Annotated in this window: 20 protein-coding genes; 9 read left to right on the forward strand and 11 right to left on the reverse strand. The window is 71.4% G+C overall.

The window, feature by feature from the left end:
• The first annotated feature begins 53 nt into the window (after positions 1–53).
• The 3 genes from AC5677_RS03205 to AC5677_RS03215 all read left to right on the forward strand — a co-directional run bounded on the left by AC5677_RS03205 (position 54) and on the right by AC5677_RS03215 (position 2,892).
• Positions 54–974 (forward strand): dihydrodipicolinate synthase family protein, encoded by a 921-nt coding sequence (locus AC5677_RS03205; RefSeq protein ID WP_497193465.1) that lies wholly within the window; start codon positions 54–56, stop codon positions 972–974.
• Between the two features lie 16 nt (positions 975–990).
• Entirely contained in the window at positions 991–1,995 is a 1,005-nt protein-coding gene (locus AC5677_RS03210) for a proline racemase family protein (RefSeq protein ID WP_497193466.1), read from the forward strand.
• Between the two features lie 189 nt (positions 1,996–2,184).
• Positions 2,185–2,892: a GntR family transcriptional regulator gene (locus AC5677_RS03215; protein WP_497193467.1), complete on the forward strand. Its 708-nt coding sequence runs from the start codon at positions 2,185–2,187 to the stop codon at positions 2,890–2,892.
• On the opposite strand, the gene AC5677_RS03220 is transcribed toward AC5677_RS03215, so the two are convergent.
• The 3 genes from AC5677_RS03220 to AC5677_RS03230 all read right to left on the reverse strand — a co-directional run bounded on the left by AC5677_RS03220 (position 2,889) and on the right by AC5677_RS03230 (position 5,271).
• Complete coding sequence (locus AC5677_RS03220; RefSeq protein WP_497193468.1) at positions 2,889–3,803, reverse strand: phosphatase domain-containing protein; 915 nt, start codon at positions 3,801–3,803, stop codon at positions 2,889–2,891. The genes AC5677_RS03215 and AC5677_RS03220 overlap by 4 nt on opposite strands.
• Before the next feature lie 2 nt (positions 3,804–3,805).
• Complete coding sequence (locus AC5677_RS03225; RefSeq protein WP_497193469.1) at positions 3,806–5,014, reverse strand: RNA ligase; 1,209 nt, start codon at positions 5,012–5,014, stop codon at positions 3,806–3,808.
• 68 nt (positions 5,015–5,082) lie between these two features.
• Entirely contained in the window at positions 5,083–5,271 is a 189-nt protein-coding gene (locus AC5677_RS03230) for a helix-turn-helix domain-containing protein (RefSeq protein ID WP_497193470.1), read from the reverse strand.
• Here AC5677_RS03230 and AC5677_RS03235 point away from each other — a divergent pair.
• Positions 5,261–5,890 (forward strand): diaminopimelate decarboxylase family protein, encoded by a 630-nt coding sequence (locus AC5677_RS03235; protein WP_497193471.1) that lies wholly within the window; start codon positions 5,261–5,263, stop codon positions 5,888–5,890. The two genes, AC5677_RS03230 and AC5677_RS03235, sit on opposite strands and share 11 nt — an antisense overlap.
• Before the next feature lie 219 nt (positions 5,891–6,109).
• Here AC5677_RS03235 and AC5677_RS03240 read toward each other — a convergent pair whose 3' ends face one another.
• Complete coding sequence (locus AC5677_RS03240; RefSeq protein ID WP_497193472.1) at positions 6,110–6,337, reverse strand: hypothetical protein; 228 nt, start codon at positions 6,335–6,337, stop codon at positions 6,110–6,112.
• A 201-nt stretch (positions 6,338–6,538) separates the two neighbouring features.
• Positions 6,539–9,055, reverse strand: coding sequence for a SpoIIE family protein phosphatase (locus tag AC5677_RS03245; RefSeq protein WP_497193473.1), 2,517 nt, complete (start codon positions 9,053–9,055; stop codon positions 6,539–6,541).
• A gap of 462 nt (positions 9,056–9,517) precedes the next feature.
• Between AC5677_RS03245 and AC5677_RS03250 the strand changes: the two genes are divergently transcribed.
• Positions 9,518–11,137: a M4 family metallopeptidase gene (locus AC5677_RS03250; protein ID WP_497193474.1), complete on the forward strand. Its 1,620-nt coding sequence runs from the start codon at positions 9,518–9,520 to the stop codon at positions 11,135–11,137.
• A gap of 98 nt (positions 11,138–11,235) precedes the next feature.
• On the opposite strand, the gene AC5677_RS03255 is transcribed toward AC5677_RS03250, so the two are convergent.
• From AC5677_RS03255 to AC5677_RS03265, 3 genes are all read right to left on the reverse strand, one after another.
• The gene (locus AC5677_RS03255) at positions 11,236–11,769 is read right to left on the reverse strand and encodes a GNAT family N-acetyltransferase (protein ID WP_497193475.1); all 534 of its coding nucleotides are present in this window, start codon (positions 11,767–11,769) and stop codon (positions 11,236–11,238) included.
• A 78-nt stretch (positions 11,770–11,847) separates the two neighbouring features.
• Entirely contained in the window at positions 11,848–12,291 is a 444-nt protein-coding gene (locus tag AC5677_RS03260) for a hypothetical protein (RefSeq protein ID WP_497193476.1), read from the reverse strand.
• A gap of 154 nt (positions 12,292–12,445) precedes the next feature.
• A complete protein-coding gene (locus AC5677_RS03265; protein WP_497193477.1) occupies positions 12,446–13,048 on the reverse strand; it encodes a hypothetical protein in 603 nt (200 codons plus the stop codon).
• Between the two features lie 146 nt (positions 13,049–13,194).
• Here AC5677_RS03265 and AC5677_RS03270 point away from each other — a divergent pair, with 146 nt between their 5' ends.
• Positions 13,195–14,553, forward strand: a complete 1,359-nt coding sequence (locus tag AC5677_RS03270) for a hypothetical protein (protein ID WP_497193478.1) — start codon at positions 13,195–13,197, stop codon at positions 14,551–14,553.
• 41 nt (positions 14,554–14,594) lie between these two features.
• Here AC5677_RS03270 and AC5677_RS03275 read toward each other — a convergent pair whose 3' ends face one another.
• Together AC5677_RS03275 and AC5677_RS03280 are read right to left on the reverse strand one after the other, a co-directional pair.
• Positions 14,595–15,194 (reverse strand): NAD(P)H-dependent oxidoreductase, encoded by a 600-nt coding sequence (locus AC5677_RS03275; protein ID WP_497193479.1) that lies wholly within the window; start codon positions 15,192–15,194, stop codon positions 14,595–14,597.
• Positions 15,195–15,315: 121 nt separating this feature from the next.
• A complete protein-coding gene (locus tag AC5677_RS03280) occupies positions 15,316–16,044 on the reverse strand; it encodes a tyrosine-protein phosphatase (RefSeq protein WP_497193480.1) in 729 nt (242 codons plus the stop codon).
• A 347-nt stretch (positions 16,045–16,391) separates the two neighbouring features.
• Here AC5677_RS03280 and AC5677_RS03285 point away from each other — a divergent pair, with 347 nt between their 5' ends.
• Positions 16,392–18,479 (forward strand): SpoIIE family protein phosphatase, encoded by a 2,088-nt coding sequence (locus AC5677_RS03285; protein ID WP_497193481.1) that lies wholly within the window; start codon positions 16,392–16,394, stop codon positions 18,477–18,479.
• 83 nt (positions 18,480–18,562) lie between these two features.
• On the opposite strand, the gene AC5677_RS03290 is transcribed toward AC5677_RS03285, so the two are convergent.
• Entirely contained in the window at positions 18,563–19,171 is a 609-nt protein-coding gene (locus tag AC5677_RS03290) for a TetR family transcriptional regulator (RefSeq protein WP_497193482.1), read from the reverse strand.
• A gap of 83 nt (positions 19,172–19,254) precedes the next feature.
• Between AC5677_RS03290 and AC5677_RS03295 the strand changes: the two genes are divergently transcribed.
• On the forward strand, positions 19,255–20,232 hold the full coding sequence (locus tag AC5677_RS03295) for an oxidoreductase (protein ID WP_497193483.1): 978 nt from the start codon (positions 19,255–19,257) through the stop codon (positions 20,230–20,232).
• 481 nt (positions 20,233–20,713) lie between these two features.
• Entirely contained in the window at positions 20,714–21,694 is a 981-nt protein-coding gene (locus AC5677_RS03300; RefSeq protein WP_497193484.1) for an ABC transporter permease, read from the forward strand.
• Positions 21,695–21,741 lie beyond the last annotated feature (47 nt).

The raw sequence follows: 21,741 nt of genomic DNA on the forward strand, positions 1-21,741 counted from the left end.
ACAAACCCCCAACCCCCAACCCACAAAACCCCACCTCACCGAAAGGCCCCTTCATGCCCCCCTCCTCCCCCACCCACTCCGCCTGGAGCCCCGACCGCCCCTGGCGCGGCATCATGGTGGCCACCGCGCTGCCCTTGCGCGACGACCACTCCGTCGATTACGACGCCTATGCCGAGCACGTCCGCTGGCTCCTCGCCAACGGCTGCGACGGGGTCGTGCCCAACGGGTCCCTGGGCGAGTACCAGACCCTGACCGACGACGAGCGCGCCCGGGTGGTCCGTACCGCCGTCGCGGCCGCGGGCGACGGGGCGCGCGTCATGCCGGGTGTGGCCGCGTACGGCAGCGCCGCGTCCCGCCGCTGGGCCGAGCAGGCCGCCGAAGAGGGCGCCGGCAGCGTCCTGTTGCTGCCGCCCAACGCCTACCGGGCCGACGAGCGGGCCGTGCGCGCCCACTACGCCGAGGTCGCCAAGGCGGGACTGCCCATCGTGGGCTACAACAACCCCATCGACACCAAGGTCGATCTCACCCCGGCGCTGCTCGCCCGGCTCCACGGCGAGGGCAGCGTCGTCGCCGTGAAGGAGTTCAGCGGCGATGTGCGCCGCGCCTACGAGATCGCCGAACTCGCCCCCGATCTCGATGTGCTGGTCGGCGCGGACGATGTGCTCCTGGAGCTCGCGCTGGCCGGCGCCGTCGGCTGGGTCGCCGGCTATCCCAACGCCTTCCCCCTCGCCTGCGCGGCGCTCTACCGCGCCGCCGTCGCCCGGGACCTGGACACCGCACTGCCGCTGTACACGTCCCTCCACCCGCTGCTGCGCTGGGATTCCAAGACCGAGTTCGTCCAGGCGATCAAGCTGTCGATGGACATCGTCGGGCGTCCCGGCGGGCCCACCCGGCCGCCGCGCCTCCCCCTCCCCGACGGCGGGGCCGGGGTGCGTGCCGCCACCGAAAAGGCCGTCGCCACCGGGCACCGCTGACCACCAAAGGACCCCCATGCGCACCCGTCATGTCTTCCACGCCGTGGACTCGCACACCGAGGGCATGCCCACCCGGGTCATCACCGGCGGCGTCGGAGTGATCCCCGGCGCCACCATGGCCGAGCGCAGGCTGCACTTCATCGAGCACCTGGACCATCTGCGCACCCTGCTCATGTACGAGCCGCGCGGGCACGCCGCCATGAGCGGCGCCATCCTGCAGCCGCCGACCCGCCCCGACGCCGACTACGGAGTCCTCTACATCGAGGTCTCCGGCGTGCTGCCGATGTGCGGGCACGGCACCATCGGGGTGGCCATCGTCCTGGTGGAGACCGGTATGGTCCCGGTCACCGAGCCCGTCACCACCGTCCGGCTCGATGCGCCCGCGGGCCTGATCAGTGTCGACGTGCGGGTGGAGAACGGACGGGCGAAGTCGGCCACGCTCACCAATGTGCCCGCCTTCTGTGTCGGCCTCGACCGCAAGGTGACGGTGCCGGGACTCGGCACGGTCACCTTCGACCTCGCCTTCGGCGGGAACTTCTACGCCCTCGTCGAACTCGACGCCCTGGGGCTGCCGTTCGAACGCTCCCGCAAGGACGACCTGCTCGCCGCCGGGCTCGCCATCATGGAGGCGGTCAACGCGTCGGCGGACCGGCCCGTCCACCCGGCCCGGCCGGAGATCCACGGCGTCAAACACGTCTACCTCGCCGCCCCCGGCTCCGACGCACACCATTCCCGGCACGCCATGGCCATCCACCCGGGCTGGTTCGACCGCTCGCCGTGCGGCACCGGCACCTCCGCGCGCATGGCGCAGCTGCACGCCCGCGGCGCCCTGCCGCTGCACCGCGATTTCCGCAACGAGTCCTTCATCGGTACGGAATTCACCGGCCGCCTCGTCGCCGAGACGGAGGTCGGAGGGGTGCCCGCCGTCGTCCCGCGTATCACCGGGCGCGCCTGGATCACGGGCACCGCCCAGTACCTGCTCGACCCCGACGACCCGTTCCCCGCCGGGTTCCTCCTCTGAGCGGCCCGCGTCAACAGGGGCGTTCAACAGGGGCGTGCCGCACGGTACTTGGCCGCCCCGGCCCCACTGCGCCCCGACCCGTGCGCACTCTCCCGGCCACCTGCGAAAACAACGTGACATTGTACGCTGGTGATCCGCTCGGTCACGAGGGACGGGGCACCGGGACGGGCACGAAGGGAACGCCACCACATGGGTCACCTCCAGCAGCGCAACCTCAACACCACCAGGGAGCGCCTGCGCGACCAGGTTGCCCACCATCTGCGGGCCGCGCTCATCTCCGGTGAACTCAGGCCCGGTGAGGTCTACTCGGCGCCCGGCCTCGCGGAGGACTTCAGCATCTCCGCGACACCGGTCCGCGAGGCGATGCTCGACCTGGCCCGCGAGGGTCTGGTCGAGCCCGTACGCAACAAGGGTTTCCGGGTGACGGAGGTCAATGAGCGCGACCTCGACCAGTACACGGAAATCCGTACCCTCATCGAGGTCCCCATGGTCGGCCGGATCGCGCGGACCGCCGACCGCGCGGACCTGGAGGCGCTGCGCCCGGTCGCCGAGGAGATCGTGCGCGCCGCCCGCGACCACGACCTCGTCGGCTATCTGGAGGCCGACCGCCGGTTCCATCTCTCGCTGCTGGCGCTCTCCGGCAACGAACGGCTCGTCGAGACCGTCGGCGACCTGCGCAAACGCTCGCGTCTGTACGGTCTGACCGGCCTCGACGAGCGCGATCAGCTGATCCCCTCGGCCGAGGAGCACATCGAGCTCCTCGACCTGATGGTGGCGGGCGACGCCGAGGCCGCCGAGACGTGCATGGCGCGCCATCTCGGCCATGTGCGCTCGCTGTGGGCCGATGGCGCCGAGCGCCGCCCGCCCGCTCCGCGCGGTCCGTCGGGCCGGCCCTAGAAGTTGCCGTAGTTGACCTGCCAGGTGGGCAGGCCCATCCGGCGCCAGACCGCGACCACGCGGTCGCGGTCGTCCAGGGAGACGCGCACCGCGAAGCGCTGACGGACGTGACGGTCGAAGAGTTCGGCCTTCACGACGTCGTCCCGGCGGCCGTCGCCGGCGGCGCGCATCCACAGCTCGTCGTAGGGGACCTCGTGCCGGCGCAGCCACTCCTCGGTCCGCTCGCGGTGCTCCTCGCCGCGTCCCGACAGCAGGACGAGGACGTCTCCGTCGGCACGCTGGAAGGAGCGCAGCGCGTCCCGCACCGAGACGTTGAGCAGGTCCTCGCCGCAGCGGCTGAAGTCGTAGGGGCCGCGGTCGCCCCGGATGGCGAGCGTGCCGTCGATGTCGCACATCACGGCCGCCGGGAGCGCCGGGTCGGCGGTGTACGGCTCGACCGGGGGCTCGTCGTTGAGCCACTCGTCGGTGAGCTGCCAGCCGCCCCGCCTGGCCTTGGCGTGCTTGTCGGCCAGGATCCGGATGATCTCCTCACCGACCGCCCGCTCCCGCTCGGCGTCGCGGCGTATGCACTCCTCCACCGGTACGTCGGTGAAGTCGTGCACGACGAAGGCGGCCTGACCGGCCACCGCCGCCTTCAGCCGCTTGGGGATGTGGGGCGTCAGGTGCGTGTTGTCCACGACGACGTCGAAGCCGCCGTCCACGGCCGCCCGTACCGCCGCGTCCTGGGTCGCCAGGACCGTCTGCTCGTGCTCGTACGACCGGCCGCGCTCGGGGGCCGGGATGTCGAGCATGGTCCGCAGGTCGTCGAGGTTGACCCGGCGCATCCGGCCCTCGGACTCCGCCTGCAGTTTGCGCGCGGCGGTCGTCTTTCCCGAGGCCGGAAGCCCCGTCATGACGTGTACTACGGGCACGGTCAGTTCTCCTCGTCGGTTGCGAAGGGGTCCGCGGTCTCCGGACGGACGGAACGGTACGTCACCAGCTCGGTGGGGCGCCCGTCCAGACGCTGGAACATGGCGGGGCGGACGGCGCGGTCGGGCAGTGCCTTCGCGGCGCGGGCGAAGGCGGCCCGGTCGGCGGTGAGCGGTGCGAGGGAGGCATACGCCTCGTCGATCGCGCGCTCGCGGTCGGCCACGTCCTTCTCGATCCGCGCGATCACCTCGCGCACCCAGGTGTCGAATTCGTCGGGCACCTGCTCCAGCAGCGCGTCCAGCGGCCTGCCGCCGGACTCCTCGATGTCGGCCATCGAGCAGCCCAGCGCCTGGGCCACCTGCTTGGCGGGCAGACCGGCGAAGCGCTGGATGCCGTGGCCGCGCCAGATGTCCCGCTCGCTCACGCCGGTGAGGACCTTGTGGAGGCGTATGTACTCGGAGAGCTTGGCCTTTGCCCGCACGCCCGAGGCGAAGCGCAGCACGAAGCCCTCCGCGTCCGTGCCCGTGGCGGCCCGGCCGCCGGGCAGTTGGTTGGACTCGGCCAGGGCGAGCAGTTCGGCGAGCGGCATGCCGGGCCAGACCGTGACGACCGAGCCGATGCCCTGCCAGCCGGCCGCGGCGTCGGCCAGGGGTATCTCCGTGCCGTCCCGGGCGATGGCGGCGAGGAGGACCAGGTCCCGGCGGTCGCCGTAGTCGACGACGATGCGGTTCTGCGGGTAGAGGATCTCGGCGAGATAGGTGACTCCGGGCACCAGCGCGGCGGTGTCCTTGCCGTCCAGCAGGCGCTGGGCCCACGTCGCCTGGGTGCTGATGAACGATCCCTTGGAGGCGACCCGCCACCGGTCGGCGTAGTGGAAGATCACCGCGAGGCTGCCGTCGACCTTGTCGTACACCTCGAACGGCTCGTCCGGGAGGGCGGGGGCGTACGGCTGACCGGCTTCGTGCTCACCGACGTTGAAGAACTTGGGCAGCGGAAGCGCGACGATGTCGCCCGTGATGTCGTCGGCGACCAGCCCGCGGCAGCGCATGGTCACCCCGTTCCACACCCGCTCGAACTGGCACGTCCTGGTGTACGTGTAGAGGGAGAGCGGGAGTTCGGGGTGTTGCTTGCGGATGACGTGCCCGGCGTCGAGGGCGGCGGTCAGCTCCTGCGGCGGCAGCAGTTCGTGCAGAGTCAGGTACGCCTGGCTCATGTGTTCCTCCTGGTTGTGGACCTTGATTGTCACGTGCAGGAGGCCGGGCGAGTATTTATTTTCCGCTGCTAGGGCGCCGAGCGGTCGGGATCGTGCGGGACCGGCGGGCGCAGCAGTCGCAGCTGCAGCCAGCATGAGAGCCGGTCGTCGGGGTGGCCGAGGTCGAGGTCGAACAGTTCGCGGGCGCGGCGCAGCCGGTACTTGCGGATCCTCGCCGGCCACCCCGGCCGCGAGCAGGGCGTGCTGGTGCGGGTCACGCCGGACATCCGGCCCGACACCCACGAGGCGGCCGTCGCCGGCCGGCGCGGCTCGAAGTTCGGGCTGCTGGTGCCGCAGGCCCGCGCGGCCGTCGCCCGCCTGCGGGGCAGTGACCGGCTCCGGCTGGACGGCGTGCATGTCCATGTGGGGTCGCAGATCCTCGACACCGAGCCGTTCGCCCGGGCGGTGGCGGCGGTCGCGGAGCTCGGCGAGTTCGCGGTGTACGACCTCGGCGGCGGGCTCGGTGCCCGCTATACCTACGACGACCGGCCGCCGGGCGTCGAGGAATATCTGGACGCGATGGTGGACGTGGCGAGGGAACTGCTGCCGGCCGATGCCCGCCTGCTGATCGGGCCGGGCCGCTCGATGGTGGCCGAGGCGGGGGTCTCCCTCTACCGCGTGGTGACCGTCAAACGCGGCGGCGGGGAGACCTTCGCGGCGGTGGACGGCGGGATGGGCGACAACCTGGAGGTCTCGCTCTACGGGCAGCGCTTCGAGGCCACCGTCGCCACCCGGGTCGGCGGCGGGGAGCCCTGCCGCCTGGTGGGTCGCCACTGCGAGTCCGGCGACACCCTCAGCACCGGCGTACCGCTGCGGGACCCGCGACCGGCGATCTGATCGCCGTACCCGCCACCGGCGCGTACACCTACTCGCTCAGCAACAACTACAACGGTGCGCTGCGGCCCCCGGTGGTCTTCTGCCGGGACGGCGAGGCGCGTGCGGTGGTCCGCCGCGAGACCTATGACGACCTGATGCGGCGCGACCTTCCCTGACGTTTCGAGCTTCCCTGACGTTTCGAGGCCGCGGCCCTGGTGACCGGGTCCGGTCCGGCCGTGGCTACGGTGTGTATGTGCAGCCCTGCCGGCCGTAATACCACTCGTACTGACCCATCACCCAGGAATCCGCCGTGATCGCGAAGGTGCCGCGCGGGTGGGGGCAATGAAACGTCACGGTGGCGGTGTCGCCGCCCGGCGGGGGCGGCGAGGCGGTGGCCGCGGAGGCGATGCCGGCGCCGCCGGCGCCGAACAACGCGGCGATGAACGCTGTCGCGATGACCTTCTTCATGGCTTCTCCCAGTTCCCACGCGTGCGTGAACTGCCTGTGGAGTCAGGGCACTCGGCCGGTCTCTCGCCGGCCGAGGCCGCTCGGCACCATCGCCACGCACGTAAAACCGCAACCGCACGGAGGCGTACAGAGGACCATACAAGCAACTGACCAAAAGTGGAATAATGGTAAAATTCGCCCGCACCGGAGGCATCGCGCCGGTCAGCGGCGCCCGGCGGGGGTGTACTCGCTGAGCAGCAGGGCGATGTCGTCCTCGCGGTTCGGGGACTGACGGGCGTCCAGCAGCAGTTTGTCGGCCAGTTCCTCCAGGGAGCCCGCGCTCACATGGGCCAACGAGGCCCGCAGCCGGTCGATGCCGGTGGTGAGGTCCGATCCGCGCCGCTCCACCAGCCCGTCCGTGTACAGCGCCAGGATCGAGCCGGGCGGGAAGCGCAGGTCCGATTCCGGGTAGTGGACGGCGTCCGCGGCGCCGAGCAGAGGACCGCACGGCAGGTCGAGAGCCTCCGTACAGCCGCCGGGCCGGCTCAACAGCGGCGGACAGTGGCCCGCGAGGACCATGCGTGCGACCCCCGAGCCGGGGTGCAGGAGGACATAGCAGCAGCTGGCGAGGAGCCCGGGGTCGAGGTCGAGGAGCAGCCGGTTGGTACTGGAGATCACATCGCCCGGCTGGTGGCCCGCCGTGGCGAACGCCCGTACCGCGCTGCGCAGTTGGCCCATGACGGCCGCGGCGGCGACATTGTGGCCCTCGACGTCTCCGACGACGAGCGCGACGCCGTCCCGCGTGGGGACGACGTCGTACCAGTCGCCGCCGATGTCCATGCCGCGGGTTCCCGGGAGATAGCGGCCGGTGACGCGGACGTCGGGCAGTGTGGGCAGCCGGTGCGGGAGCAGCGCGTCCTGCAGCCCGTGGGCGACGGCGAATTCGGCGTCGTAGAGCATGGCGCGTTGCAGCGCATGGGCGATCACCCCGCCCAGCGCGGTGATCAGATCCCGCTCGTCGCCCAGAAACCGGTGCGCTTCGTCGAAGCCGAGAACGCAGGCGCCCACGGGCCGACTTGAGGCGATGAGCGGGAGGAACGCCACGGCACTGGACTCGCTCGGGTGGATCCCGGGGCAGGCCCGCGCGAACTCCTCCCGCGACTCGATGAACAGCGGAGCGCCGGAGAGCAGCGCATCCGCTACGGGCAGGCCGCGGCGGAGCGGTGAGCCTTCGAACCGGTCGAGGAAGCCTTTGCGGTAGCCGCGCTGCGAGAGCAGCCGCAGACGGCGCTCCGTCACCACATAGAGCGCCATCCGCCGACCGCCGAAGGCCGGCAGGAGCTGCTCGGCGACGACCTCGCACACCCCGCGGGCGGTCACCGCCTCGGTCAACGCGCCGCCGAGCTGGAGAACGCGGTAGAGCGTGCCCAGGCGGGGGGCGACGGGTGGCGGCGCCGACGTACCGGCCGCCACGTCCTCCGTGACCGGCGCCCCGGGTGCGGCATCCTCCGGGACCGGGCCCCGGACCCGGGCCGCCCAGCCCGTCATGCCTTGCGACCCCGGGTGGAGGGAGAACACGAGCCATTGGCCGGGCGGACGGCGGGCGAGAAAGGAGACGGGATGCTGGGAGATCATGGCGGCCCGGTACCGGTCCTCGTATACGGGATCGGCCAGCCACGGCAGGACGTCCCAGGGGCGCCGGCCGAGCAGTTCGTCCTGGCGGACCCGCAGCAGGCGCTCGAGGCCGCGGTTGGCGTAGGTGACACGTCCGTCCGGGGCGAGCGCGAAGAAGCCGTCCGTGAGCCGTTCGATCGCCTCGACGGCCGCCATTCCGGTTCCGGAGTCGAGGACGGCACCCACCAGGTGGGAGCGCATCCGCCGGCCGCCGGGAGTCTCCGATACGCGGCCCCACAGCGCGACGGTGCGGTCGCCGCCGCCGTCGTCCCGTAGCCGCAGGGCATGGGCCCATACGTGGCCCTCCTCGACCGCGGTCCGGGCGGCGGACCGGAAGCCGGGAAGGCCGGCGTCGTCGATCTTGGCGGCCAGGGTGGCCGCTCGCCCGTCGAACTCGCCGGGGTCGATTCCGAAGATCGCGCACAGCTCGTCATCGGCCACGAGGGCCCCGGTGTCGAGGTTCCAGTCGAAGAGACCCACGCGGACGGCCGGGGCCGACCGCACCGGGACCACCACCGGGGCGCCGCCCGTGTCGCTCTCGACCGGAACGCCGCGTGCGCTCAGCCGCGCCAGCGCCGCGCCGAGACGGTCGGCCGTGGCGCGCAGCCGTCGTCGCTGCGCCTTCGACAGCCCTTCCCCCTCCGGCTCGGCGGCCCATACCACAGCCATCGCCCCGAAGACGGTCTTCCCCGCTTTCACCTGCACGGAAGCGGATCCGAACGAGTAGGGCAGGGCCATCGCGAGCTGGGGAAAGCGCCGCGTGGTCTCGTCGGCCCCGGCCAGGTGGACCGTACGCCCGGAGCGGTACGCCACCGCCACCGGGATGGCGCTGCTCACCGGGATCCGCCGCCAGCCACCGAGCAGGGAGGGCGGCGTTCCGCACACCGCGCTGAGCACCAGGGAGCGGTGGTCGCGGGAGATCAGGAAGACGCTCGCGGCATGCGCCTCGGTCACCTCGACGGCTCGGACGACGGCGCCGATCAGAACATCGTCACGCTCCGATGTTCCGCCGGAACCCACAGTGCCGAACGGTCGGGTGCCCGGCTCCGTACCGCTGGGTGGCATGGCGCCTTCTCGGGTTGCCGTACTCTCCCGTTTGCTCCTGCTGCCTCACATTTTAGGCGTCGGCCCGGCGCCTCAAGGAGCGCCGCCCTTCACGAGCGGACAGCCGCCGCGCGGCAACCGGAGTCCACGCCCCCGTGGCGACTCGGGCTCGCGGAGGTACGCCGCCGAGCCCGCGGCCTCCCCCGGCGTCGCGCCCTCCGAACCCCCACGCACGCGCCCCCGGGCACGCCCTGCCCCCCCGGCCGCCGCCCTCTCCCCCTCCCTCCTCCCTCCCCGACTCGACGTCACAAAACAACGAAGTCTGTGAAATTGCTGTTTCTTACCTGCTCAACAGCTGTCAAAAAAGGTCAACTAGTGGCACGCTGCCCTCAATTCAGTTCCGCTCCACCGGGCACCCCACCCCTCGGCTGCCCGGCCGGCTCTTGGGACCGCGACCCCGCGGCCCTGACAAGGGAGACAGAGTTGAGACGGATCTCGTCCACCCCCCGCAAGAACACCCTGCGCGCTGCCGCCCTGGTCGCCTCCGCCGCGATGGTCGCGGTCGGCGTCCAGGCCGGATCGGCCAGCGCGCAGCCGGACCGCGCACTGGGCGCATCGGCGATCCAACTCTCCGCCGCACAGCGGGCGTCCGCGCTGCAGGATGCAGCGAACGGCGCCGCCGCCACGGCCACGAAGATCGGCCTCGGCGCACAGGAGAAGCTCATCGTCCGGGACGTCATCAAGGACGCGAACGGCACGGTGCACACCCGGTACGAGCGCACCTTCGCCGGACTGCCCGTCCTCGGCGGCGACCTGGTCGTCCACCAGGCCACCAACGGCGACCACAGCGTCACCAAGGCGACCAACGCCCGGATATCCGTGCCCAGTACGACCGCCGCCCTCGCCCCCTCCGCCGCGAAGACGAGCGCCCTCAGCGCTGCCGCCGCGAAGAAGGACGCCCGGACCGACGCCTCCGCCGCGCCGCGCAAGGTGATCTGGGCCGCCACGGGCAAGCCGGTCCTCGCCTACGAGACCGTCGTCACCGGCGTACAGAAGGACGGCACGCCCAGCGAACTGCACGTCGTCACCGACGCGACCACCGGCAAGAAGCTGTTCCAGAACGAGGCCATCGAGACCGGCACCGGTACCAGCACCTACAGCGGCAAGGTCGCGCTCACCACCACCAAGAGCGGATCGACCTACCAGCTCACCGACGGTGCCCGCGGCGGCCACAAGACGTACGACCTCAAGCAGAAGACGTCGGGCAAGGGCACGCTCTACACCGACGCGGACGACGTATGGGGCGGCGGCCGCCAGACCGCCGGCGTCGACGCGCACTACGGGGCGGCCGTCACCTGGGACTTCTACAAGAACACCTTCGGCCGCAACGGCATCCGCAACGACGGCAAGGGCGCCTACTCCCGCGTCCACTACGGCAACAGCTACGTCAACGCCTTCTGGGACGACGGCTGCTTCTGCATGACGTACGGCGACGGCGAGGCGAACTCGCACCCGCTCACCTCCCTCGACGTGGCCGCCCACGAGATGAGCCACGGCGTCACCTCCGCCACCGCGGGCCTGGAGTACAGCGGCGAGTCCGGCGGTCTCAACGAGGCCACGTCCGACATCTTCGGCACGTCGGCCGAGTTCTACGCCAAGAACGCCGCCGACCCGGGCGACTACCTCATCGGCGAGAAGATCGACATCAACGGCGACGGCACCCCGCTGCGCTACATGGACAAGCCCAGCAAGGACGGCGCCTCGGCCGACTACTGGTCCAGCGACGTCGGCAACAAGGACGTCCACTACTCGTCCGGTGTCGCCAACCACTTCTTCTACCTGCTGTCCGAGGGCAGCGGCGCCAAGGTCATCGGCGGCGTCAGCTACAACAGCCCCACCTACGACGGCTCCAAGGTCACCGGCATCGGCCGGGACAAGGCCGAGAAGATCTGGTACAAGGCCCTCACCACGTACATGACCTCCACCACCAACTACAAGGCCGCCCGCACGGCGACCTTGAAGGCGGCCGGTGACCTGTACGGCACGACGAGCGCCGAGTACGCGGCGGTCGGCGCCGCCTGGACGGGCCTCAATGTGAAGTAAGCGCCCTCGGCGTACAGCGTCCCGGCGCCGATACCGGTGTCAGTGCCGGTATCGGTGCCGGGACGCATGCCGAAGCCGGAGCGGTGCGTCCATCCAGCTCAGGCCTGATATTCCGAGAGGTCGATGCTGTGGATGGCCAGCTCATACCCGTATTCCGGGTGCACGGTCTCCCGCTCGAAGACCATCCCGAGTTTGTGCATCACATTCTCGGAGGCCTTGTTGCCAGGCTGGTCGATGGCAACGACACGGTCCAGGCCGCGGTCCTGTAGGGCGAACTCCAGCACGGCCTGAGCGGCTTCGGACGCGTAACCCTGCCCCCAGTACTGACGGCCGAGGCGCCAGCTGATCTCGATCGCGGGGAGCGCTTCCGGCAGGTACTCGGGCACGGACAGCCCCACGCACCCGGCCAGCTCCCCCGAGGCCAGCAGCTCGACGGCGAACAGGCCGAACCCTTCGTCGTCCCACTCCTCCTCCCACCGTTCGATGGCCTCTGCGGTGCGGTCCAGGTCGAGGACGGTGCCGTCGCCGATCCAGCGCATGACCAGCGGGTCCGCGTGGATGTCCGCCATGGGGGCGAGGTCGTCGTCCTGCCAGCGGCGCAGCAGGAGGCGGGGGGTATGGATCTCGGTCATGCCACCCATCCTGTCGAATGCGGGAGCGGATCGGTAATCGACCGCTGACCTCATGGGCCGGCGGCGCGCGGTGGAGGCTCAGTCTCCGGACCAGCCCCAGAAGTAGATCTCCTGTGGCGTCCCGTGGTCGTCGTGCAGTACGGCGCAACGGCCGTACCCGCGCTCGCGGGCGAGGTCCTGGATCGCCGGAACGTGTGCGCGGGTCAGCTGTGCGATGCCGGTGGCGCCCCGGGCCTCTTCGGCGGTCACCGGCTGTACCGCACAGATCTCGGGCTCCTCGTCCTCCCGTTGGACGTGGAACACATCGAGGATCGAGTGCGTACCGGAGTGCTGCGCCCACTCGTCGGCCCACAGGTCGTCCAGGACCGACGGCCGCGGGCGGCGCTCCTCCTCGGGAACCCGGTCGCCGCCGCGCACCCAGTAGTAGTCACCGGCGAGGAACACGCGGTGCCGCAGCTCCTCCAGCGCGGCGCCGAGGTCCTCCTGATAGGGCACGTAGTAGTCCCAGGCCGAGGCACCCATCCGGTGTCCCTTTCGTTTCAGCTGCCGGCGCGGATTGCGTCACGCGAACGTTAGCGGTCACCTCTGACAAGCAAGCCGCAAAGGGTGACGGCAGCCCTCCCGTGCCCTCCCGGCAGGGCGTACGGCGTGACCGCCCGCGGGCGTGGGCCGTTGGTCAGGACGTGATCACTTTTCGCCCGTCTGCGGCGGTGGAAGAGTCCGGCCGGTATTCCGGCGCCGTGCCCGAGGAGCGGTCATGGCCGCTCAGGACGGCTCGGGTGCGCGTCCTGGTGGCGCTGACGCTTGCCGGGCTGTGCGGCTGCACGGTGGTGGCGCCGGATGCGGGCGGCGGCGGGTCGGCTCCCGCGCCCTCGCCGCGCCACACCACTGCTGCGGCGCCGCCGGGACCGGGCTCCGCCGACCGTCCGGTGCGGGAGGGGCTGGTCACCACTCGGCCCAAGGATGCGAAGACGACGAGATCGCCGGAGTCGAGGAAGGCGTCGAAGTCGTCGAAGGCAGGGAAGTCGTCGAAGGCGGGGAAGGCCAAGGGGCGGTCGGGCGGCCGAGGGGGACGCCTCCCCGTGCAGCCGCCGGTGGGTGTGCCGAGGCAGGCGGAGCATCCGCGGCGCTCCGCGGCGCCGCACCCTCGGGTGATGCGGCCGCACAAGAGGGTGTGGGTGGCGCCGCGGCAGACGGGGCGGCGGGGTGACGCTCCCGTGAGCGGGCGGGACATGATGCCCGTGTGCCGCGCGGCGATGGGGCGGGTTCGCGCGGACATCGTGGCGCTGTGCCGGCAGCTGGCGCGGTGAGGTGAGCCGCGGCGGACCGGACCCGGACGGGACCGGGGCCCGGAAAACACCGGGCAGCCCCGGAAGGTGATCTTGTATCGTGCATGCGGTCGTGTCGGCGCCAGGGGGAGGCGACGTGTCTGCAGCGGGCGAGACCTATGCCGAGTTCACCGAGCGGAAGGTCGTCAACTTCCACCTGTGCTGTATCGCCACCCTGTTGCCGTACGACGTACGGCTGACAGCTCTGGAGGCTTGGCTCACGGTCGATCCCTCGCTGTTCCTCATGGACCACGACCCGCCCGCCCCGGTGGTGGAGTGTGTTCTCGAACGGGGCAGCAAACAACTCCAGGTGGCGCTGGCGCGCTTCGCCCGCAGCCGGACGACGCAGACCGGTCTGCTCGATCTGGACGACCCCGACGTCGATGCCGCGCTCGTCGGCACCTATCCGCTGCACTACGAGACGGAATGCCGCCTGCGGATACGGAACCCGGCGGCGGTCGCCGCCCGGCGGCAGTACCACCAGTGGCACCACCGGAACGCCCTGGTCTCGGCCGACCCGGCGCTGGCGGCGGCCGCGCTGATCGACCAGCGGGACCCGTCCGTACCGACCATGCGGGCCGCCGCCTGGAGCACGGTGCGCCGCAGCGGTGGTACGGCGCGGGTACGGGAGGTCGTGGCGGCGCTGCCGGCGGACGTGGACCCGGTCAGCGGCGACATCAGGGCGGCGTGTGCCGAGGCCGCGCCGGGGCCTTTCCTCGACACGGTGGAGGAGCGCCTGCTCGGTACGGGGGCGCTGCTGCGGCGGTTGCGGGCCGTACCGGGGCACCCCGAGTGGCGGGCGGAGCGGGAGGTGCGGTCGGTCCTGGAGGAGCCGTACCGGATCGACTGGGCGCTGGTGACGGCGGCTCGCCTCGGCGGGCGGCTGCCGCGGACGGCGGCCAGGGTGTTGCTGCTGCGTCCGGACTGCCCGCCGGAGGTGGCCGTGGTGCTGCGCACCGGGCGCCCGGCCCGCCCCGGGCGGCCGCTGCCGCCGCCCGCTCCCGCACCACCGCCCGCCGATTCCGGCAAGCGGCGTCCGCGGTGGGTACCCGAGTGGCAACCGCCGGGCGGGACCGGACCGCTCGGGGAGAGCGCCCGGTCCGCGCGGCAGGCCTTGCGGACCATGCCGGTCTCGTCAGGCGCGTCGGACGGGCCGACGGTCGATCACCTCGCCGCGGTGATCGAACGCGAACAGCTGTCGGCGGCGGAGGTGGCGTCGCTGGCGCGTCCGGCCCAGGTCGTGACGTCATGGGTCGGCCAGAGTTCGGGACACGCGGACGTCGGCCGCGCCGCGTGGAGCGGACGCGCCGCGCTCCATGTGGCGACCGCGGCACTGATCGCCCGCTGGGCGGCGGGGCAGCTGCCGGTCGAGCAGTGGGCGGCGTTGCGGCGGATGATCCGGACGTTCCAGGGTCCGGTGCCCGAACTGCTCGACGCCGTACGCGAGGCCGCCTGACTCCCGGAATCCGGCACGGCCGGTACCGGGCACTCCCGGAATCAGGCCAGCAGCGCCGCCGCCTCCTCGCGCGCCCGGTGCAGCCAGGAAGCGCGTACCTCGTGGGTGGAGTCGGTGACGGTACGGAAGACGACCCGGCGCACGTCGGTGACTCCCACGTACGGCAGCACGCATGCCGACCAGATCCTGTGCAGCGGGTCCCCGAACTCGCTGTCCTCCCGGCCGGCGGGAGTGTCGGAGGTGTTCAGGACGAGCGCCCGGCCGGCTTTCAGCAGCCCCGCGGGCTCGCCTTCCGCGGCATGGAGTTTGTAGGCCACGCCGGGCGCCAGTACGCGCTGCACCCAGCCCGTGAGGACGGCCGGTGGCATACCCCACCAGTTCGGGTGCACGAAGACCATGGCGTCGAGCGTGGCCACCTCCGCGCGGTGCCGTGCCACCTGCGCGTCGGCGGGGCTCCCGGCAGACTCCACGGTCCCCGTCTCGTCGGCGGCCAGCACGGGCGGGAAGCCCTCGGCGCAGAGGTCGTGGGCGAGCACCTCGCACCCACGGCCGCGCAGTTCGTCCACCACGGCATCGAACACCGCATGGTTGAAGCTGCCCGGCCGCGGGTGTGCGAGATAGACCCCGGTACGCATACGCATTGCTCATCCCCCAGAAACGTGCGGCACTCGTCGGCCGGCAACCGCGGGAAGTGTACGCATCTGCGGTGGACCGCGGCCGCGCCCGCCGTCCGTCGGCGCGGAGGGATGGCTCCCTCGGCGATCACGCGGTGAGAAGCCGGTCGCGGAGGCGGGCGATCAGTTCGTCGTCCGCGCCGAGGAGGTCGGCGGCGTAGCCGCGCAGCGAGCCGTGTCGGGCCGTCAGGTCGGCCAGGAACAGCCGGATGATCTCGGCCGGGGCCCGTCCGTAGCCGGGCCAGCGCAGCGGGCGGCCCGGATTGGCGGCACGCCAGTCGGCGATCAGCCGGTCCGTGGCCCGTTCGGTCAGGGCGAAGTCCTCGGCGATCTTGTCCTCGGAGACCCCCAGCAGGGCGAGCACGAGGGCGGCCAGGAGTCCGGTGCGGTCCTTGCCCGAGGCACAGTGGAAGACGAGCGGGCTCTCGGCGGAGGCGATGACCTGCAAGGCCTGTGTCAGTTCCGCGACGCCGTCGAGTGCCACCTCGGCGTACCGGTCGGCGAGGAAGCGCCAGGGGTCGATGTCCGGGTCGATCTCCGCCTGGTCGTAGGGCCGGTGCTCGATGCTGAGGTTGACGTACGCCAGCCCCTCGCTCTCCGGTACGCGTCCCTTCGCCGCTATCTCCCACGGATACCGCAGGTCGATCACGGTGCGCACGCCGAGCGACAGGAAGCGCTCCCAGTCCTCGCCTTCGAGCTTGGCGAGCGAGTCGGACCGGTAGAGCAGGCCCCACCGGACCGTACGGTCGGCACCGGCGGCATACCCGCCCAAGTCCCGGAAGTTGTGCAGGCGTTGGAAGGCCAGATGTCTTTGCATGGGCGTCACCCTATGGGTGCCGGCCGGCGGCCCCGGGCCCGGCGGTCCGGCGCGGTGCCGCCCCGTCGCGCCGCCCGGAGCGACGGTCGTCCGGGCCTCGCCCGGCACGTTCTCGGCCCGCCGCCCGGCAGGCGCCGCCCGGCAGGCGCCGCGCTGGCCGGCACGACCGCGCCTGCGGCATGCCGTCCCGGCCGACGGGGGCAGGGTGTGCGGTCGGCGGGTCGCGGAGGGACCATGGAAGCCGAAGCACTCACCGGACGAGGGCGCAGGTCACGTACGCGTGGGCAGCCAGGGCCCCGGAGAGAGGGGAGTGCCCACATGGTCCGTCGAGCGGACGGAGGGCCCGGGTGAGCGCAGCCGATGGGCTTCCGGCGGGCCTCGGTGAGCCGGAGGACGTATCGCCGCAGCCCAGCGGGCTGCTGGATCTCCTCGGGGTCGCCGCGGTGCTGGTGGACGCCGATGGGCGGATCGTCCTGTGGAGTCCGCAGGCCGAGGACCTCTACGGCTATACGGCCGACGAGGCGCTCGGGCAGTACGCCGCGCCGCTGCTCGTCAACGAAGAGCACTGGGACCTGGTGATCAAGAAGTTCGCCGAGGTCATGGAGAACGGTACGAGCTGGGGCGGCGTGTTCCCCATCCGGCGCAAGGACGGCGGCGCGCGGCTGGTGGAGCTGCGCAATATGCGGCTGCTGGACGACCGCGGCGATTTCTACGCGCTGGGGCTCGCCACCGACTCATCGACGCTGCGCGAGGTGGAGCGGGACGTCGCCCTGTCCACCCGGCTGATCTCCCAGTCCCCCATCGGGCTGGCGATTCTCGACACCGATCTGCGGTACGTGGCCGTCAACCCCGCCCTGGAGCGGATGCACGGCATCCCTGAGGCGGACCACCTCGGCCGGCACTACCGCGAGATCATGACCGCCGCGAAGTTCGAGGTGCCCGAGGCCGCGATGCGGCAGGTACTGGAGACCGGCGTCCCCATGGTCGACCAGTCCACCATCGTCGGCCGCACCCCGGCCGATCCGGGTCACCAGCACGCCTGGTCGATCTCGCTGTACCGGCTGGACGACCCCCAGGGGCGCGTACTCGGAGTGGCCGATCTGGTGGTGGATGTCACCGACCGTTATCAGGCCGCCCAGGAGGCCGCCGAGGCCCGGCAGCGGCTGGCCCTGATCGCGGACGGCTCCGCCCGCATCGGCACCACCCTGGAGGTGGACACGACCGCCCGAGAGCTGGCCGAGGTCACCGTTCCCGAGCTCGCCGACGTGGTCACGGTCGATGTGCTCGACTCCGTACTGGACGAGCACCGCCCCGCCAGCAGGGACGGCCCCGCGGTCTTCCGCGCCCTCGCGGTCAAGGCGGCCTACCCCACCGAAGCAGTCCAGGCCGCCGATCCCCCCGGTCAGATCGCCGCCTTCGACGCTGACCGCCTGGCCACCCAGTGCGTCCGCACCGGCCGCCCGATCCTGATCTCCCACGCCGATGACGCGGATCTGGGGCGTATCGCCCGCGACGACCACGCCGCCGGGCTGCTGGCCCGCGCCGGGGTGCATTCCTACATGCTGGCGCCGCTCACCGCCCGCGGTCACATCCTTGGCTTCCTGGGCCTCAGCCGCGCCCGCAATGCGGTGCCCTTCGACGAGGACGACCTCGCCCTCGCCGCCGAGCTGGCCTCCCGGGCCGCCGTGTGCATCGACAACGCCCGCTCGCACCAGAGCGTGCGCAACGCCGCCGTGACCCTGCAGCGCAGCCTGCTCCCCGATCACCCGCCCCACCTCCCCGGTCTGCAGATCGCCTCCCGCTACCGGCCCGCGCAGGCCACCTACGAGATCGGCGGCGACTGGTACGACGTCCTCCCGCTGGAGGGGGACAAGACCGCCCTCGTCGTGGGTGACGTCATGGGCAGCGGCATCGACGCCGCCGCCACCATGGGCCGCCTGCGCACCGCCACCAGCGCCTTCGCCGACCTCGACCTGGAGCCGGCCCAGGTCCTCCAGCACCTCGACAAGATCACCTCGGGTCTGGAGCACTACATCGCCACCTGCGTCTACGCCACCTACGATCCGCACCGCGCCCAGTGCCATATCGCCACCGCCGGCCACCTTCCCCCTGCCCTCGTGCGCAGGGGCCGGCCCCCCGTACTCCTCGACCTGCCGACCGGCACCCCGCTCGGGGTCGGCGGCGTCCCCTTCGAGACCACCGCCTTCCCCCTCGCCCCCGGTGACCAACTGGTCCTCTACACCGACGGCCTGGTCGAAACCCGCCATCACGCCATCGACGAACGCCTCGAAACGCTGCGCCGGCTGCTCGACGCCCCCGACCGCACCCTGGAAGAGACCTGCGACCGGCTCCTTCGCGAACTCCGGCGCCCCGACGACCCGGACGACGTCGCCCTGCTCATCGCCCGCACGCAGCCCTTCCCTTCCGACACGTAGCGGCCGGGCGGCACACCGCATGCCGCGACGCCACGGCCGGCGCCGCTCCCCGCGGACGCTCCGGCCGCCGTAGGCGGAGACCGCTAGACGTCGGCGTCCAACGCGGGGGCGAGGACCGCGAAGGCCCGGTCGATCAGTAGGGCGGGGTCCTCGGCACCGTCGCTGCCGCTCCACCGTTGCAGCACGGCGTCGAAGGCGGTGAGCGCCATCCCTGCGGCGAGCCGCGGGTACAGATCGGTGTCGGGGTCGAGCTTCTGGCGGCGCGCCAGCTCCGCCGTCAGTTCGTCGCGCCACTGCGCCTGGCGCTCCAGGAAGCGTGCGCGCAGGGCGGGGGTACACAGAATCAGCTGCACCACGCGCAGGGCCCGGTCGGAGTGGCCGGCGCAGGCGGCGAGGGGGACCCGGACGGCGTGCCGCAGGGCCACGGAGGGGCGCTCGTCGGCGGGGCGGGCCGCCAACTCGGCGTGGATGCCGGTGCCCATGTCGGCCAGGAACTGGACGACCACGTCCTCCTTGGACGCGAAGTACCGGAAGAAGGTCCGCTTGGACACTCCGGCGCTGGTGACGATCTCGTCGATGGTGACCGCGTCGAACCCCTTGAGCGCCAGTAGTTGCAGCGCCGCTTCGGTCAGTTCGTTCGCCACGAGCTGACGTTTGCGCTGGGCCAGGCTGACTTCAGGGCGGGAGTTCACCCGGCCATGGTAGCGCCACGCTGCCTCACATGACACTCGGTAGCGTCTTGACACCAAGTGCCACTGACGGCAGCCTATGCCGCATGACACAGAAGCAGCACTGGACCGTCGAGCGGATCCCGGACCAGACCGGGCGGGTATTCGTCGTCACCGGAGCCAACAGCGGCCTCGGCCTGGCAACCACCCGGGCGCTCGCCCACCGGGGCGGGCACGTGATCCTCGCGGTGCGCAACGAGGACAGCGGCCGCCGGGCCGTCGCAGAGATCACCGCCGAGCAGCCGGATGCCCGCCTCGAGGTGCGCCGTCTCGACCTGGCCGACCTCGACTCGGTCCGCGCCTTCGCCGACGGGATGCATGCCGACCATCCGCGGCTGGACGTGCTCGTCAACAACGCCGGCGTGATGGCACCGCCCCGCACCCTGAGCGCACAGGGCCACGAGGTGCAGTTCGCCTGCAACCATCTGGGCCATTTCGCCCTCACCGGGTTGCTGCTCGACCTGCTGGCCGCCCCCAAGCCCTCGACCCCGCTGGACCAAGGGGAAGTCCCCGGCCGCGATCCCCGCGTGGTCACGGTGAGTTCGATCAATCACCGGAAGGGCCGCATCCGCTTCGACGACCTCGACGGTGCGCGCAGCTACTCGGCCATGGGGTTCTACGACCAGTCGAAGTTGGCCAATGCCGTCTTCGGCCGGGAGCTCCACCGTCGACTGACCGAGGCCGGCAGTCCGGTGCGCAGCGTGCTCGCCCACCCCGGCTACACCGCGACCAACTTGCAGATGAACGGGCCGATCGGCCTGTGGCGGGTGGTCTTCGGCCGCATCGGCAACCCACTGTTCGCCCAGCCCCCGGCGCAGGGCGCGCTGCCCCAGCTGTATGCGGCGACGGAACCGGATGTGGCGGGCGGTCAGTTCATCGGGCCGGACGGCCCGGCCGAGCTGCGCGGCGGACCGACACGGGTCGAGCTGTCCCCGGCCGCGGCCGATGCCGCGACCGGCCGCCGCCTGTGGGAGGTCTCGGAACAACTGACCGATGTGCGGTTCGCGTTTCCCGCCTCCGTCTGAGCTTGCCGTTCGGCCGGTCAGAGCGACGGACCGGCCGGCGCCCGGCGGGGCACGGGAGCGCGCGAGACAACTGCCCTCCGTGGCCCGCCCGGACGACCGGGCCGGTGGCGCTCCCGCTCAGGCCGTCGGAGCGGATCCCGCGGCACCCGAACGCCGCATGTCGCCCCGCCCGAATACGTAAAGTCTTCTTCAATTACGCCCGAGCGTCGTGACGTTCGACACGTCGTCCGCATACCGGGCATCGTTCCCCGAGGAGCGGCCCCCACCTGCGAATAACAGGTAAGGGTACGCTCCGGCTCACACGTTCATCGGGTTGTGTCCGTAATGCCCCCGCCCGTTGGAGGAGTTGGCGTTACCGCTCCGTAAACATCCCGTGATCGACAATCGGCCTTTATCGCTAAAAGATGTCGCTCGGACAGCACCGCCCCCACCTCAGCCGCAACGCGCTGATGCGGTGCGTAAGAGGGAGAGGCATCGAAACATGGGCCGATATCTGCTGCGCCGATTGGCGAACTATCTGGTCCTGGTGGTCGTCGCGGCGGCACTGACGTACTTCGTCGCGGGGCTCAGCCTCAATCCACGCGCCAAGTTCGAGGGCCGCAATCCACCGCTTCCCGAGGCGTCCATCACCAAGACGCTCGACGAGTACAACATGAACCCGGACACCCCGATCCTGACGCGGTTCGGGCACTGGGCGGAAGGCGTCGCCCACGGGGATCTAGGCAAGACCATCGAAGGCGACAGCGTCAACGACGATTTCGGCCGACGGGTGGGTGTCTCCACTAGGCTGCTGCTGCTCGCCACGATCGTCGGCTCCCTGGGTGGTGTCGCCCTCGGCGCGTTCGGGGCCATTCGCCAATACCGGCTCTTCGACCGGTTCACCACCCTGGCCTCGTTCTTCGTGCTGGCCATGCCGGTGTTCGTGATCGGTGTCGCGCTGAAGATCGGTGCCACCGCCCTCAACGACGGAACGCAGACCATCAAGGTGCTCGGCGAGTACGACGCGCAGTACGCGGGGCAGTGGAACATCGACGCCCTCGTCAACCGCGCCCAGCACATGCTGCTCCCGGCGCTCACCCTGATCATCCTTCAGGTCGCTCTCTACAGCCGCTACCAGCGCTCCAGCATGCTCGACGTGCTCGGCAGCGACTTCTTGCGGACGGCCCGCGCCAAGGGGCTGCGCCGACGAAAGGCCCTGGTGAAACACGGCCTGCGGACCGCGATCCTGCCCCTGGTGCCGCTGCTGGTCTACAACATCGTGCTGCTGTTCACCGGCGCCACCTTCACCGAGAAGACCTTCGGCTGGCACGGCATGGGCGAGCTGCTCGTCGACTCGATTCAGAAACAGGACGTCAACTCCGTGGCAACGGTGGGACTGTTCACCGCCGTACTGGTACTGATCGCCGGGATGCTGTCCGACCTGCTGTACGCGGCGCTCGATCCGCGCGTACGGGTCCGTTGACCCATCCCGCCGGCCGAACCCCACCCACCGCACCTCAGGAGAGCGCG

This window comes from Streptomyces sp. JLSY215 (genome assembly GCF_059682825.1).